14 protein-coding genes are annotated in these 13,834 nt (G+C 71.5%); 3 read left to right on the top strand and 11 right to left on the bottom strand.

All coding sequences use genetic code 11. The annotated features are described in order from the left end of the window. Positions 1–20: 20 nt before the first annotated feature. Both MTS1_RS07845 and MTS1_RS07850 read right to left on the bottom strand, forming a co-directional pair. Positions 21–689: a ThuA domain-containing protein gene (locus tag MTS1_RS07845; protein WP_023952898.1), complete on the bottom strand. Its 669-nt coding sequence runs from the start codon at positions 687–689 to the stop codon at positions 21–23. Between the two features lie 96 nt (positions 690–785). After that, positions 786–1,412 (bottom strand): TetR/AcrR family transcriptional regulator, encoded by a 627-nt coding sequence (locus MTS1_RS07850; RefSeq protein ID WP_036304702.1) that lies wholly within the window; start codon positions 1,410–1,412, stop codon positions 786–788. Positions 1,413–1,475: 63 nt separating this feature from the next. Between MTS1_RS07850 and MTS1_RS07855 the strand changes: the two genes are divergently transcribed. The 3 genes from MTS1_RS07855 to MTS1_RS07865 all read left to right on the top strand — a co-directional run bounded on the left by MTS1_RS07855 (position 1,476) and on the right by MTS1_RS07865 (position 5,757). Further along, positions 1,476–2,603, top strand: a complete 1,128-nt coding sequence (locus MTS1_RS07855) for an agmatine/peptidylarginine deiminase (protein WP_023952903.1) — start codon at positions 1,476–1,478, stop codon at positions 2,601–2,603. Beyond that, positions 2,600–4,321 (top strand): amidase, encoded by a 1,722-nt coding sequence (locus MTS1_RS07860; RefSeq protein ID WP_023952905.1) that lies wholly within the window; start codon positions 2,600–2,602, stop codon positions 4,319–4,321. The genes MTS1_RS07855 and MTS1_RS07860 overlap by 4 nt, the downstream gene beginning before the upstream one ends. 68 nt (positions 4,322–4,389) lie before the next feature. Then, entirely contained in the window at positions 4,390–5,757 is a 1,368-nt protein-coding gene (locus MTS1_RS07865; RefSeq protein ID WP_023952907.1) for an aminotransferase class V-fold PLP-dependent enzyme, read from the top strand. A gap of 19 nt (positions 5,758–5,776) precedes the next feature. Here the strand turns inward: MTS1_RS07865 and MTS1_RS07870 are convergent, their stop codons facing one another. The 9 genes from MTS1_RS07870 to lysS form a co-directional block, all read right to left on the bottom strand. After that, positions 5,777–6,247, bottom strand: coding sequence for a hypothetical protein (locus tag MTS1_RS07870; RefSeq protein WP_023952908.1), 471 nt, complete (start codon positions 6,245–6,247; stop codon positions 5,777–5,779). Continuing rightward, positions 6,244–6,861, bottom strand: coding sequence for a S26 family signal peptidase (locus MTS1_RS07875; RefSeq protein ID WP_023952909.1), 618 nt, complete (start codon positions 6,859–6,861; stop codon positions 6,244–6,246). Before MTS1_RS07875 ends, MTS1_RS07870 begins: the two co-directional genes overlap by 4 nt. A gap of 7 nt (positions 6,862–6,868) precedes the next feature. Next, positions 6,869–7,510, bottom strand: coding sequence for a SipW-dependent-type signal peptide-containing protein (locus MTS1_RS07880; protein ID WP_036304703.1), 642 nt, complete (start codon positions 7,508–7,510; stop codon positions 6,869–6,871). Between the two features lie 8 nt (positions 7,511–7,518). Then, a complete protein-coding gene (locus tag MTS1_RS07885) occupies positions 7,519–8,163 on the bottom strand; it encodes a SipW-dependent-type signal peptide-containing protein (protein WP_233494908.1) in 645 nt (214 codons plus the stop codon). A gap of 171 nt (positions 8,164–8,334) precedes the next feature. Next, positions 8,335–9,069, bottom strand: a complete 735-nt coding sequence (locus tag MTS1_RS07890; RefSeq protein ID WP_023952912.1) for a hypothetical protein — start codon at positions 9,067–9,069, stop codon at positions 8,335–8,337. 60 nt (positions 9,070–9,129) lie between these two features. After that, positions 9,130–10,599 carry a cardiolipin synthase gene (gene cls / locus MTS1_RS07895; RefSeq protein WP_233494941.1) on the bottom strand — a complete coding sequence of 490 codons (1,470 nt, stop codon included), beginning with the start codon at positions 10,597–10,599 and terminating at the stop codon, positions 9,130–9,132. A gap of 65 nt (positions 10,600–10,664) precedes the next feature. Next, a complete protein-coding gene (locus MTS1_RS07900) occupies positions 10,665–10,856 on the bottom strand; it encodes a hypothetical protein (protein WP_023952915.1) in 192 nt (63 codons plus the stop codon). A gap of 5 nt (positions 10,857–10,861) precedes the next feature. After that, the gene (locus MTS1_RS07905; RefSeq protein WP_023952917.1) at positions 10,862–12,031 is read right to left on the bottom strand and encodes a DUF4192 family protein; all 1,170 of its coding nucleotides are present in this window, start codon (positions 12,029–12,031) and stop codon (positions 10,862–10,864) included. Positions 12,032–12,127: 96 nt separating this feature from the next. Next, positions 12,128–13,645, bottom strand: a complete 1,518-nt coding sequence (lysS, locus tag MTS1_RS07910; protein ID WP_023952918.1) for a lysine--tRNA ligase — start codon at positions 13,643–13,645, stop codon at positions 12,128–12,130. Positions 13,646–13,834: the final 189 nt, after the last annotated feature.

Below are 13,834 nucleotides of genomic sequence, written 5' to 3' on the forward strand. Positions count from 1 at the left end.
GAACGTCTCACGCGGGGGGCTCAGCTTCCCGCGACCGCCCAAGCCGCGAGAGCGGCGACGAGCGTGCGGTGGCCGGAGGCCTCGAAGGCGCGTGCGTCGTGCCCGAGCACGTCGACCGCGATGCGGCCGCCGCCGTACTCCCGCACCCACGCCGCGGCCTCCTTCGCACCGTCTCCCTCGTGCCATGCCACGACGGTGCGCTGCCCGAGCCGCTGCAGCGCGCAGTAGCGCTCGTCGTGGGTGTGGAAGGTCGTGGGAACCTCGACGGGCACGGCATCCGGTTCGACCTGGACCGTCATCTCGCCCGCCTCGGGGTGGAACGAGAGCTCGGGCAGCCAGATGGCGCCCAGCGCGGGCGCCCACTCCGGGTAATCGCGCAGCGACGAGACCGCCGAGTGCACCGCGAGCACGCCGATGCCGCGCTCGAGCGCAGCGGCGAAGCCCGCGACCGACGACGGCGGAGCGCCGCGCGTCAGGCTGCTGCCGCCGCGCCAGGGATCGCCCGCGCAGACCGCGACGAGGTCGTACCCGTCGAGGTTCGCCATGCCCTGATCGACGTCGTCCGACACGGCGACATCCCAGTCGCGGTGACGGAGGATGTCGGCGACCTCGGCCCCGACTTCCGCGAAGGGGTGCCACGGGTCGGCGTACCGCCCCGATCCGGTCAGGACGAGTGCTCGATGTGCCATGGCGGTGTCCCCCTCGCGTCTGTGCTCCCACCGTAGGGGCCCCGCGCCCCTCCCGCCGACGGGTTGAGAATCGACGCCGCCTGTGACACCGCGCGGTCAGGGCGCCGTGAGCTCACCCGGCCGGAGCCCGAGGAGAGCCTCGACGGCGGTGGACATGAGGCGGATGCGGGCATCGGCGTCACGCCACGACACGAGAGCGTGGGCGTTGAGCCCATCGATCATCCCGAGCACCTGGGCCGCGACGGCGACGGGGTCGTCGACCCGGAACGTGCCTGCGTTCACGCCGTCGCGGATGATGCCTTCGAGGAAGGCCGTCCAGGCATCCATCTGCGCGCGCACGCGCTCGGCGAGCGCTTCGTTGCGACGACCGAGCGCCCACGACTGCACCCACACGAGGGTGACATCGGAACGAGTGCCGTCGAGGAGCGTGCGCAGCAGCTCGCGCACCAGCAGCACGCTGTCGGGACTCCTCTCTCGCAGGCGCTCGAGGTCGCTCAGCTCGGCCGCGACGATCGTGTCGAACGCGCCGGCCACGACGTCGTCCATGCTCGGGGCATGATGCGCGACGAGCGCCGACCCGACGCCGACCGACGCCGCGACGGCACGCAGGGTCACCGCGCTCAGTCCCTGTTCGCGGGCGATGCGCTCGGCGGCGGCGGCGATCTGCGCGCGGCGCTGTTCTCCGCTCAGCCGCGCTCGCCCCGCGGAATCCTTTGACGCCATGCCCGCCAGTCTGTACGCTTCCCAGAAATTGATCAACTGATCAACTGGATCCGGAGGAACGCGATGCCCTGGAGGATGCCGGCCGAGACCGCGCCGCACGAGCGCACCTGGATGGCCTTCCCGCGCGTCGGGTTCACCCTCGGCGACACCGAGGCGGATCGCGCCGAGGGGTACGCCGCCTGGACGGCCGTCGCCCGCGCCGTGGCCGAGTTCGAGCCGGTCTCGATGCTCGTCGACCCGACCGAGACCGCGCGGGCGCGCGACCTTCTCGGCAGCGGGATCGACCAGCACGAGACGCCGGTCGACGAGTTCTGGATGCGCGACCACGGCCCGACCTTCGTCGTCGACGACGAGCGGCCCGGCGTCCTCGGGGCCGTCGACTGGATCTTCAACGGGTGGGGCGCCCCCGACTGGGCGGACTGGCGCCTCTCCGCCGAGCACGCCCGCATCATCGCGGCCCACGTCGGGGCGGAGCTCGTCAGCTCGATGCTGGTCAACGAGGGCGGCGGCATCCACGTCGACGGTGCGGGCACCGTGCTGCTGACCCAGACCGTCCAGCTCGACCCCCGCCGCAATCCCTTCGCCGATCGGACGCGCGTCGAGGCCGAGATGCTCCGCACGATCGGCGCCGACACGGCCATCTGGCTGCCGCGCGGACTCACGCGCGACTACGACGAGTTCGGCACGAACGGCCACGTCGACATCGTCGCGACCTTCGCCGCGCCCGGACGGGTGCTCCTGCACGCGCAGCCCGACCCCGCGCACCCCGACCACGCCGTCATGCCCGAGATCCGCGCCGCCCTCGAGGCGGCGACGGATGCCGCGGGCCGGCGCCTCGAGATCGTCGACCTGCCGGGCCCCGCGCAGCTGCGCGACGACGAGGGCTTCGTCGACTTCAGCTACGTCAACCACCTCGTCGTCAACGGCGGGGTCATCGCCTGCGGCTTCGGCGACCCCGCGGCCGACGACCGCGCCCGCGGCATCCTCGCCGACGCCTACCCCGGCCGCCGCGTCGTGACGGTCGACGCGCGCCCGCTCTTCGCCCGCGGCGGCGGCATCCACTGCATCACCCAGCAACAGCCCGCCCCCGCCCCCTCCCCCGTCGACTCGCCACACTCTGCGGATGCCGCCCCCGCCGCATCCGCACTTCCTGACGACTCGACGGTGGGCGCGACGGGGACAGACCGGTGATCGAGGTCTGGGAGGCCTCCATCAGCGAGCTGGGGGCGGCGCTCGCGCGCGGCGAGACCACCGCGGTCGGGCTCGTCGAGGCGTACCTCGCGCGCATCGACGCTTACGACGGCCCGGACACCGCCACCGCGCTCAACGCGATCGTGGTCCGAAACCCCGATGCCCTCGCCGAAGCCCGCGCATCCGATGAGCGTCGCGCGCGCGGTGAGAGCCACGGCCCGCTCGACGGCATCCCCTACACCGCGAAGGACAGCTACCTCGTGCGCGGCCTGACCGCGGCCGCCGGAAGCCCCGCGTTCGCCGACCTCGTCGCCCAGCGCGACGCCTTCACGATCGAGCGGCTGCGGGATGCCGGCGCCATCTGCCTCGGGCTGACCAACATGCCCCCGATGGCCAACGGCGGCATGCAGCGCGGTCTCTACGGGCGGGCGGAGAGCCCGTACAACGCCGACTATCTGACCGCCCCGTTCGCGTCGGGATCGTCGAACGGCTCGGGGACGGCCACCGCAGCGAGCTTCGCCGCGTTCGGGCTCGGCGAGGAGACGTGGTCGAGTGGGCGCGGACCGGCCTCGCACAACGCCCTCTGCGCCTACACCCCGTCGCGCGGCGTGATCTCGGTGCGCGGCAACTGGCCGCTCGTCCCGACGATGGATGTCGTCGTCCCCCACACCCGGACGATGGCCGATCTGCTCGCCGTGCTCGATGTCGTCGTCGCCGACGATCCCGACCCTCACGGCGACTTCTGGCGGGTGCAGCCCTGGGTCGAGATCCCGGCCGCCTCGGCCGTCCGCCCGCAGACCTACCGCGACCTCGCGGTCACGGGCCCCGCCGACGCCCGCGCGGTGCTGGCCGGCCGACGCATCGGCATTCCGCGCATGTACATCGGCACCGATCCGGATGCCGGCACCGCCGACTCCCCCGGCATCGGCGGGCCGACCGGGCGACGCATCGAGACGCGGCCGAGCGTGATCGCGCTGTGGCGGTCGCTTCGCGCTGAGCTCGAGGCAGCCGGAGCCGAGGTCGTCGAGACCGACTTCCCCGTCGTGTCGCGCTACGAGAACGACCGGCCCGGCGCGGGGTCCATCGCGACGAACGGTCGCGTGAGCCCCGAGTACCTGCGCCGCGAGATCGTCGATCTGTCGGCCTGGGCCTGGGACGACTTCCTCCGGGCCAACGGCGACCCCGCCTTCCCCGGCCTCGCGCGCGTCGACGGAGCACGGATCTTCCCGCATCCCGACGGCGCCCTGCCCGACCGCTACGACGGATTCGACGACGACATCGCCGGGTATCCCGACTGGGTCCGCGCGCACCCGCGCGTCGCGCTCACCGACATCCCGCATCTCGAGGCCGGGCTCCGCGGGCTCGAAGAGACCCGGGCGGTCGACTTCGAGGAGTGGATGGATGTCGCGGGCCTCGACGCCGTCGCCTTCCCCGCCGTCGCCGATGTCGCACCCGCCGACATGGACGTCAACTCCGCGTCGGCCGATCTCGGCTGGCGCAACGGCACGTGGATCGCCAACGGCAATCTCGCCATCCGCCACCTGGGCATCCCGACGGTGACGGTTCCGATGGGACTCCTCCCCGACATCGGGATGCCGGTCGGCCTGACGATCGCCGGGCGCGCGTACGACGACAGCGCGCTGCTGCGGCTCGGGGCGGCCGTCGAGGCGATCGCTCCGCGGCGGGTCGCACCGCCGCGGACTCCGCCGCTGACCTGATCCATCCGCCGGGCACCGACCTGTCCCGCACCGCCCCGACGGAACTACCCTCGACGCAAGGAGGACCCATGACCGAGCGCTTCCCCGCCCGCATGCACGACGTCACCGACGAGACCCGCGCGATCGTCGACCTCGTGCTGGAGTATTCGCGCGGCCGGCTCCTCGCCGAGGACACCCCGCTCGACAAGCCCCTGCCACCGTCCGAACTGCGGCGCCTGGCCGGCCGGACGATCGACGCGGACGGCATCGGCGCCCGCAAGGCCATCGGCGTCTTCGAGCACATCCTCGCGCCGTCGTGCATCTCGACCGACGACCCCCGCTACCTCTCCTTCATCCCGAGTGCGCCGTCGAAGGCCGCCGCGGCGTTCGATCTCGTCGTCTCGGCGAGCGCGCTCTACGGCGGGTCGTGGCTCGAGGGCGCCGGAGCGGTGCACGCCGAGAACGAGGTGCTGCGCTGGCTCGCCGACGAGTTCGGACTGCCCGCCGGCGCCGGTGGCGTGTTCGTGCAGGGCGGCACGCTCGGCAACCTCTCGGCGCTCGTCGCCGCACGCGAGACCGCCCGCGGGCGCGGCATCCGTCCCGACCGCTGGCGTGTGGTCTGCAGCGCCGAGGCGCATTCCTCGATCGCGTCGGCGGCCCGCGTCATGGACGTCGACGTCGTCGCGGTACCCGTGGCCGATGACGGCGTGCTGCGCGGCGACGCTGTGCGCGCCGCACTCGCGGAGCACGGCGAGAGCGTCTTCGCCGTCGTCGCGACCGCCGGGTCGACGAACTTCGGCATCGTCGACGACATCGCCTCCGTATCGGCTGTCACGCGCGAGCACGGCGTGTGGCTGCACGTCGACGGCGCCTACGGCCTCGCGGCGATGCTCTCCCCGATCGCGCGCCACCGCTTCGCCGGTGTGGAGAACGCCGACTCGGTCATCGTCGACCCCCACAAGTGGCTGTTCGCGCCGTTCGACGCGTGCGCGCTGATCTACCGCGACCCCGAGCTCGGGCGACGGGCGCACACGCAGCACGCCGAGTACCTCGACACGCTGACCGAGACCTCCGACTGGAGCCCGTCCGACTACGCCGTGCACCTCACGCGCCGGCCGCGCGGCCTTCCGCTGTGGTTCTCGCTCGCGACCTATGGCACCGACGTGTACCGCGACGCGATCACGCGGTCGATCGAGCTCGCCGAGCGCATCGCCGCCGAGATCGAACGCCGCCCGGAGCTCACACTGGTGCGCCGACCTCAGCTCGGTGTCGTCGTCTTCGAGCGGGTCGGGTGGGAGCGGTCCGACTATGCGCGCTGGTCGTCGGATCTGCTGGAGCGTCAGCACGCGTTCGTCACCCCGAGCAGTCACACGGGGCGGACGAACGCCCGGTTCGCGATCCTCAACCCCCGCACGACGTACGACGACCTGACCGGCATCCTCGACACGATGGCTTGATCGACGCGATGGGGCCTCATCACGTCGCGCAGGACGACGTGAGGCCGAGCGCGACGGAGAGGAAGCCGATCGTCGCGGTGTTGGTGGCGGCACGCTCCCACCCGCCGGGGCCAACGGCGTACAGGGTGAAGACCGACGAGCCGAGCTCGACGAGGCTCGGCGCGAGCGATACCGACGTGGCCGTGGCCGGAAGCGTGCCGGAGCGGTTGGAAGAGCCCACGAGCGTCCACCGGTACCCGGTGATATGGCCGCCCACCGGTGCCGTGTTCCACCCGACGACCGCGGGAACGAGCAGCCCGGATTGCACGCACCGCACCGCACCGGGCGATGTCACGGTCACGGCCGAGAGGCTCGTCGAGGCGGCGACCTCGGCGTCGACCCAGGCCGCATCCGTCTCCACCGGTGCGATCAGCCCGACGGCGACGCACCCGGCGAGCGCGAGCCCCGCGGCGACGAACCAGGCACGGCTCCGAGGCCGCGGGGAGCTCACGCGCGCCCCCTCGGCCCACGCCGCCGCGACCGGTCTCCCCGGTCTCGCCGCGGCCAGAAGATCGCCACGACGAGCACCGTCGCAGCCCCGGTCACCCCGGCCATGACGGGCGGCGTCCCCACGCCGGCGATGAGCGGCGCGATGCCCGGAACCGAGAACATCACGATCCGAACGCGCTCCACGTCGTAGGGGAACGGATCCTCGACGACATTCGCGTCGCCGCGCATCGTGATCCGACGCGCCTCGGGGTCACCGTCCGGAACCGCGACGACACTTGTCACCCGGTGCGTGATCGGCAGCTTGCCCGCGCGCTCGACGGTCACGACGTCACCCACGCGGACCTCGGACGCCGGGATGCCGCGAGCGACGGCCGCCGCACCGGCGGGGATCGTCGGCGACATCGAGCCGGTGCTGAACAGCGTCACCCGGACGTCGAACACGGCCGCCGCGATCGTCAGCGCGATGCAGAGCGCTCCTGTTGCCGCAGCGAGCACGAGCATCGCGTCACCGACGCGCGAGAGGGGCCGCCGTCGTGGGGTCACGACCCGCGACGTCCGGGCTTCGGCGCGGGTCGTCGGCTTCGTCGGCTTCGTCACCGTGGTCGGCGAGGTCATACGGATCTCAGCTCGCCGATGTTCCCGTGAACGTCCACGTCACCGTTCCGGAGGTTCCCTGGAAGGAGTTGGCCGCACCGGGCTGGATGCGCACTTCGACGCAGAAACCGAGCTGCGCCCCCGCGGCGTCGATCGGGTTCGCGACGATGGTGCCGGGAACCGTGGTCACCGGGATGTAGGTCGAGGCGCTGCCCGCGACGAAGACGGGGGTGCCCGACGTGAACGCTGCGGCATTGCAGGTCGCGGTGGGGACTGCGGCACTCAGCCGGACTGCGCGGTACTCGAGTGCCGGCGCCAGCCCGCCGGTCGCGGTCGCGGATGTCAGCGAGATCGTGCCCCCGACGGTCGAGGCGGGCGACGTGCGCACGTTGATCCAGGCCTGAGCGAGGGCACCCGGTGAGAGCGCACCACCCGAGAAGGTCAGGGTCGCCGCATTCGGCGCCGTCGCGTGACTCGCATAGGTCGGAGAGCCAGCCGTCTGCGACTGCGTGTCGAAGACGCTCGCGACAAACGACCCGGTGGCCACCTCGCTGTCGGTCCAGGCGGCGATCGTCGATGCCGTGCCCACCCCGAGCACGCTTCCCGCCGCGAGGACCGCCAGGACGCGTCGGCGCCGCCACCGGCGTCGCGCATCCCCTCTCGTCTGCATCCGCGGAATCAGGGCAGCGTGTCGCCCGAGGTACCCGCGAACTCCCACGTGATCGTCCCGGCTTCGCCCTGCTCGATCGCACCGGCAGTGACCACGAAGCAGAGGTTCACCGGGGTCCCGGCGGCGGTGAGGTCGAAGACGTCGACGGTTCCGGTCGCGTCGGCGGCACGGTCTGCGACGACCTCCGTGCCCGTGGGCGGGGTGGCTGCCGAACACGTCACGCCGAAGTCGTCCTCGACGAAAAGCGAGTACGTGAGGTCGTCGCCGATGGCTCCGCCGATGACGTTCTCGACAGAGACGGCGGCCTCGTTCGTCGAGGTGCCCGACAGCTGCACGGCGAACGGCGCGTAGACCACGTCATCGGGGGCGAGGGCGTCGGCGTCGGCGTCGAGCGTGAAGGTGAGGGTCTTACCCGGTGCGGCGGCATCGCTCGTGAACGTCGTCCCGTCGGTGCTGCCCTGGAGGTCGAACGACCCGGCGCCGAACGTTCCCGTGGCGAACTCCGAGTCGTTCCAGACAGCGAGCGTGACGATCGCACCGACCCCGAGGACCAGGCCGCCCGCGGCGAGCGCCAGCGCCATCCGCCGGCGGCGCTGCGGGTCGGGGGACGCATCCGCCCGGGATGGTTCTGCTGATGCGGGTGCGGATGTCATGGGCGGGGCTCCTCGGGCGCGACGCGGACGGTTCAGATCCTGAGGACTGTAGCCGCGGAATGTGCAGGTCCGAGAGGCTTCCGTGCCGAGACCAGTACACCGCGATTCATCCTCGGCATCCCTCAGTAGCCGGGTTCGCCGACTACTGAGACCCGCGCCCCGAACTCAGCGTCAGCCGATGACGGCGATGCGCTGCTCGTCGCCCGCGGGCGACACCAGCACGATCTCGCCCGGACGAGCGTCGTCCGAGACGCCGTCGACCCCGAGCACGCTCAGCCGGGGGGCGTAGTCCATCGTGCAGACCTGATCGGCCGCTCCGGCGGCCTCGGTGGCGCGCACCGCGTCACCGTCGAGCGCCACGGTCTCGAACACGGGCGGGCAGCTCGACGAACCCCAGGTGAGCAGCACGAGTCCCGCGTCATCGAACCAGCCGGCGCTCGGCACCATGTCGCCGGTCACCTCGCCCGTCGGCCCCTCGAGCCCGGCGACTCCGTCCAGATCGGCGTCGCCGGTGTATCCGCCGGTCACGACGATGTCGACGTCCTGGGTGGGGTCGACGCCCGCCGGCAGCCCGACGTACGACGCGCGCGGAACGTAGTCGCGCGTGCAGGCCGCGCCCTCGGGGTCGGTGAGCGCGACGGTGACCGTCTGTCCCGACGCCGTCACCTCGCCGACGACGGGCTGACACGAGGAGCTGCCGTACGTCACGAGGCCGACAGCACGGCCGCCGTCGAGCCACGCCGCCTCGACATCGGCGTCCTGCGACGGCGCCGCCGAGCCGGTATCCGATCCGCTGGCACCCGTGTCGCCGGGCGCGGCCCCGCCGGGGGTCGTGGCGCAGCCGGCGAGCGCGAGCGCCGAGAGGAGCAGCAGAGCGGATGCCGCGGTCGTGCGTGTCGTCGTCATGGTCTCATCCTTCCGTCATCCCGAAAGTGTCGCGTCACCGCGCATCGTCTCAGAACCCGATCACTGCAGCGCGGAGGTCAAGCGCGCGAGGTTGTCGAGCACCGTCGATCGGAGCGGCTGCTTCATCCACTCCTCGAGGGTGAGCTCACGTGAGAGCGACCGGTACTGGTCTTCAACCTGACGCAGCTGGGCGATGAACTCCTCGCCGCGCACGAGCATGGAGATCTCGAGGTTCAGACCGAACGACCGCATGTCCATGTTGCTCGAGCCGATGATGGCCACATCGTCGTCGATCGTCAGGCTCTTCGTATGCAGGATGTAGGGCTTGCGATACATCCAGATCTTCACACCCGCCCGCAGCAGCGCCTCGTAGTAGCTGCGCTGAGCGTGGTAGACCATCGCCTGGTCGCCCTCTTCCGAGACGAACAGCTCGACCTGCAGGCCGCGCTGGCAGGCCGTCTGCACCGCCAGCAGCAGCCCCTCGTCGGGCACGAAGTACGGGCTCACGATGATGACGCGCTTCTGCGCCGCGAACAGCAGGGCGGTGAACAGCTTGAGGTTGTTCTGGAACTCGAACCCGGGCCCGGACGGGACGATCTGGCAGTCCAGGTCGCCCGGCCCGCTCTCGAGCTCGAACAGACCCACGTCTTCGGAGGGCGCCGAGCCGGTCTCGCTGTACCAGTCCGAGAGGAACACCGCGTCGATGCTCGCCACCACGGGACCCTGCACCCGCACCATCAGGTCGACCCAGTGCAGGCCGCGCTTGATGTTCTTCTTCAGGTTGTAGGTCGAGTCGGTCATGTTCTGCGACCCGGTGAACGCCACCCGCCCGTCCACGACGATGAGCTTGCGGTGGTTGCGCAGGTCGGGCCGCTGGTATTTGCCGCGCAGCGGCTGCACCGGGAGCATGTGGTGCCAGTCCGCGCCCATCGCCGTGAGGCGCTTCACCGTGGCGCGATAGTTCGGCTTGCCGCGGTTGGCCCAGTAGTCCAGGAGCACGCGCACGGTCACACCGCGCGCGGCGACCTCTTCGAGCGCGGCGAAGAAGACGTCGGTCGTCTCGTCGGACTGGAGGATGTAGAACTCCACGTGCACGTATCGCTCGGCTTTGCGGACCTCCTCCGCCATGCGGCGGATGCTCTCCTCGTAGTCGGAGATGATCTCGGCGCCGTTGTCGCCCGCGAGCGGCATCGCGCCGAGGTTGCGGTTGAGCGTGACGACCGAGGTGAACCACGCGGGGGCGTCGGGACGCAGAGTGCCGAAGTCGAGCCCCTCACTGGTCTCGCGGATGTACTGGTTGATCTCGCGCTGCATCCGGCGCCGCTTTCGCGGCAGACGGGGATTGCCGATCAGAAGGAACAGCAGCACGCCGACGAACGGGATGAAGTAGATCGCGAGCAGCCACGCCATCGCGGCCGTGGGGCGCCGGTTGCGGGGCACGACGATGATCGCCGTGATGCGGATGACGAGGTCGGCGATGAAGACCAGGACGAGCCACCAACCGGGGAACTCGAACGCGGTGAACTCGATCGTCACGCCGCCCCTCCGATCTCCTCGGAATCAGCGTATCGGGCGCGACCGCTCATCCCACGGGTTCAGGGGGCCGGGCTGTCGGGCGCGGGAGCGGCGAGCCCACGGGCCGCACGCTCCTCCGCCTCGATCTTCGCGTACGCCCGGCGCTCGGTGCGATCCATGCGCAAGATGCCGCGGAGGACGAAGACGAAGAGAACCGAGACCACGAGGGTCGGCAGCAGCGACCAGATGACCGCGCTCACGTACTCGTCCATGCTCCCTATCGTACGTGTCCCCGCTGATGAAAGGCCCAGTCGGGCAGGTGGCCGATCTGCGCGAACGACATCAGGATCTCGGCGAGCCCGTGGTCGGGGTCGATCTCGAGCGCCCGCTCGGCGTACGACGCGGCGTGCGTGGATCGCCCCAGCGCCCAGGCGAGCCATGCGCACAGCGCGAGCGGTCCCGGCCGCAATCGACGCGGGGCCAGTGCGGCGACCTCTCGCACCACCGCGAGCGCGGCGAGCAGGCGGTCGGGGTCGGGTCTGTCGCTGTCGCCCCACATGATGCGCCCGAGCCGTTCCGGATACTCCTCACCTCGCTCCCACCGTCGCTGGGCTTCGAGGGCGTCCTCGCCGCGGTCGGCATCCGTCGCCCACTGCACGAGGGCGACATCGCGCAGCGACGGTCGTGACAGGCACCAGACCAGCAGCGCCACGACGAGAGGGTCGAGCTCGGTGGGATCGCCCCCGAGCACCCGCTCGAACAGTCGCGGCGGGGCGTCGAGCTCGCACGCCGCCTCGAGTGCGGCGGGGTCGACACCGCCGCCCTCCGCCCCCGACTCGCGCGTATGCCGGCGGCCACCGCCGACCCGCGGGATGCCGCACACCACCGCGAGCGCCGTCTCGAGCGAGCGGAGCGCGCCGCCCACCGCGCGTCGTTCTGCGGCGCTGCGACGCGGCAGAACGGCGCCCGATGCGTGATCGCTGTCGATCGCGGGATCGGGGCCCGGACCGGGGTGCCGCGCAGCGGCCCGCTCGATCTCGTCGAGAGACCGGCCGCCCGTCGGGCACGACGAATCGAGGTGTGACCCCCAGCCGTCGGTCGCGACGGTCAGCAGGTCGACGACCCGCACACCGCAGACGTCGGCCGCCCGGCTGACCGCCGCCAGGACGGGCACCCCCGGCAGCCCGTCAGCCGCCGACTCCGGGACGTACGCGATCGCTGTCAGGGCATCGGCGTCCGGAATGCGGCACACCATCCCGACGATCGTCGCAGCGGCACTGTCGAGGTCGCCGAGCGCGCCGGTCGGCAGGTCGACGCGCATCGCGCCGAGGCTCCGCGACCCCGCGAAAGGCACCACGATGAGGCTTCGGCTCGGGACGAAGCCGAGCAGATGAGGAACGAGGGAGAGGAAGTGCGCGGCATCCGCGGCGCGAACAGTCGTGGTCATGCAGACCAGGCTGGCGCCGGGCGAGGCGGTGCAGAGCGCAAGCGGGACGGGATGTGGAAACCCGGACGGACCTCGCGGCCTCGCAGGAATCGGCGGTTACTTGACCAGCGGGAAGAGGATCGTCTCGCGGATGCCGAGGCCCGTGATCGCCATGAGCAGGCGGTCGATGCCCATGCCCATGCCGCCGGTGGGCGGCATCCCGTGCTCGAGCGCCCGCAAGAACTCCTCGTCGACGCGCATCGCCTCGTCGTCGCCGCGAGCGGCGAGCTTGGCCTGCTCGACGAAACGCTCGCGCTGGATGACCGGGTCGACGAGCTCGGAGTAGCCGGTCGCCAGCTCGAAGCCGCGGACGTAGAGGTCCCACTTCTCCACGACGCCCGCGATCGTGCGGTGCTCGCGGACGAGCGGCGACGTGTCGACAGGGAAGTCCATCACGAAGGTGGGGCGCTCGAGCCCGCCCTTGACGAAGTGCTCCCAGAGCTCCTCGACGAGCTTGCCGTGCGTCGCGACCTTCTCGGGCACGACGACGCCCACCTCGGCGGCGAGCGTCTGGAGCTCCTCGAGTGAGGTGGCGGGCGTGATCTCGCGCCCCGCGGCGGCCGAGAGCGAGTCGTACATCGAGATGCGGTCCCATTCGCCGCCGAGATCGAACTCGGTGCCGTCGGCCCATGTGACGGTCGTCGATCCCGCGACGGCGATCGCCGCGTTCTGGATGAGCTCCTGCGTCAGATCGGCGATGCCGTTGTAGTCGCTGTACGCCTGGTAGGCCTCGAGCATCGCGAACTCGGGGCTGTGGGTCGAGTCGGCGCCCTCGTTGCGGAAGTTCCGGTTGATCTCGAACACGCGGTCGATCCCGCCCACGACGGCGCGCTTGAGGAACAGCTCGGGCGCGATGCGCAGGTACAGCTCCGTGTCGAAGGCGTTCGAGTGCGTGATGAACGGGCGCGCGGCGGCACCACCGTGCTGCACCTGCAGCATCGGGGTCTCGACTTCGAGGAAGCCGTGCTCGTCGAACGTGCGACGCAGCGAAGCGTTGACCTTCGCTCGGGCCACGACCGTCTCGCGCGCGGTGTCGCGCACGATGAGGTCGAGGAAGCGCGAGCGCACGCGGCTCTCCTCGCTCAGCTCGGAGTGCAGGTTCGGCAGCGGCAGCAGCGCCTTCGACGCGATCTGCCACGCGGACACCATGATCGACAGCTCGCCGCGGCGGCTGGAGATGACCTGGCCCGTGACCGAGACGTGGTCGCCCAGGTCGACGAGCTCCTTCCACGCCTGCAGCGACTCGTCGCCGACCTCGGCGAGCGAGACCATGGCCTGGATGCGGCTGCCGTCGCCCGACTGCAGCGACGCGAAGCAGAGCTTGCCGGTGTTGCGGCTGAACACGACGCGTCCCGCGACCGACGCGGTCACGCCGGTCTCGGCGCCCGCCTCGAGGTCGGCGAAGCGCTCGCGCAGCGCCGGGATGGTGTCGGTGACGGCCACGGCGACGGGATAGGCGCCGCCCGCGGCGTCCGCTCGTTCGCTCAGCAGCCGCTCGCGCTTGGCGAGGCGCACGGCCTTCTGCTCGATGACGTCGTCGGCGTCGTCGACGGGGGGCACGGGCGCGTCGCTCATGGCAGAAAAACTCCTCGGGATTCGACGTGCCAGTCTACCGAGCGCGCCACGGCTGCTCGGCGATACACCGGTGCTCGGCGATACACCCGTCGGACCACTGGTGCTGATGTCGCCTCGGCGGCGCCGCGGCACGACTCCAGCACCGCCGGTCCGACGAATGTGCACCCAGCACGCCGCCGGCAGCGCCGA

Source organism: Microbacterium sp. TS-1 (genome assembly GCF_000509385.1).
Lineage (GTDB): Bacteria > Actinomycetota > Actinomycetes > Actinomycetales > Microbacteriaceae > Microbacterium > Microbacterium arborescens.

Excerpts from the sequence above, each read along its gene's own strand:
- MTS1_RS07845 (WP_023952898.1), bottom strand. The coding sequence starts at position 689 with ATGGCACATCGAGCACTCGTCCTGACCGGATCGGGGCGGTACGCCGAC.
- MTS1_RS07850 (WP_036304702.1), bottom strand. The coding sequence starts at position 1,412 with ATGGCGTCAAAGGATTCCGCGGGGCGAGCGCGGCTGAGCGGAGAACAG.
- MTS1_RS07855 (WP_023952903.1), top strand. The coding sequence starts at position 1,476 with ATGCCCTGGAGGATGCCGGCCGAGACCGCGCCGCACGAGCGCACCTGG.
- MTS1_RS07865 (WP_023952907.1), top strand. The coding sequence starts at position 4,390 with ATGACCGAGCGCTTCCCCGCCCGCATGCACGACGTCACCGACGAGACC.
- MTS1_RS07875 (WP_023952909.1), bottom strand. The coding sequence starts at position 6,861 with ATGACCTCGCCGACCACGGTGACGAAGCCGACGAAGCCGACGACCCGC.
- MTS1_RS07880 (WP_036304703.1), bottom strand. The coding sequence starts at position 7,510 with ATGCAGACGAGAGGGGATGCGCGACGCCGGTGGCGGCGCCGACGCGTC.
- MTS1_RS07885 (WP_233494908.1), bottom strand. The coding sequence starts at position 8,163 with ATGACATCCGCACCCGCATCAGCAGAACCATCCCGGGCGGATGCGTCC.
- MTS1_RS07890 (WP_023952912.1), bottom strand. The coding sequence starts at position 9,069 with ATGACGACGACACGCACGACCGCGGCATCCGCTCTGCTGCTCCTCTCG.
- MTS1_RS07900 (WP_023952915.1), bottom strand. The coding sequence starts at position 10,856 with ATGGACGAGTACGTGAGCGCGGTCATCTGGTCGCTGCTGCCGACCCTC.
- MTS1_RS07905 (WP_023952917.1), bottom strand. The coding sequence starts at position 12,031 with ATGACCACGACTGTTCGCGCCGCGGATGCCGCGCACTTCCTCTCCCTC.
- lysS (WP_023952918.1), bottom strand. The coding sequence starts at position 13,645 with ATGAGCGACGCGCCCGTGCCCCCCGTCGACGACGCCGACGACGTCATC.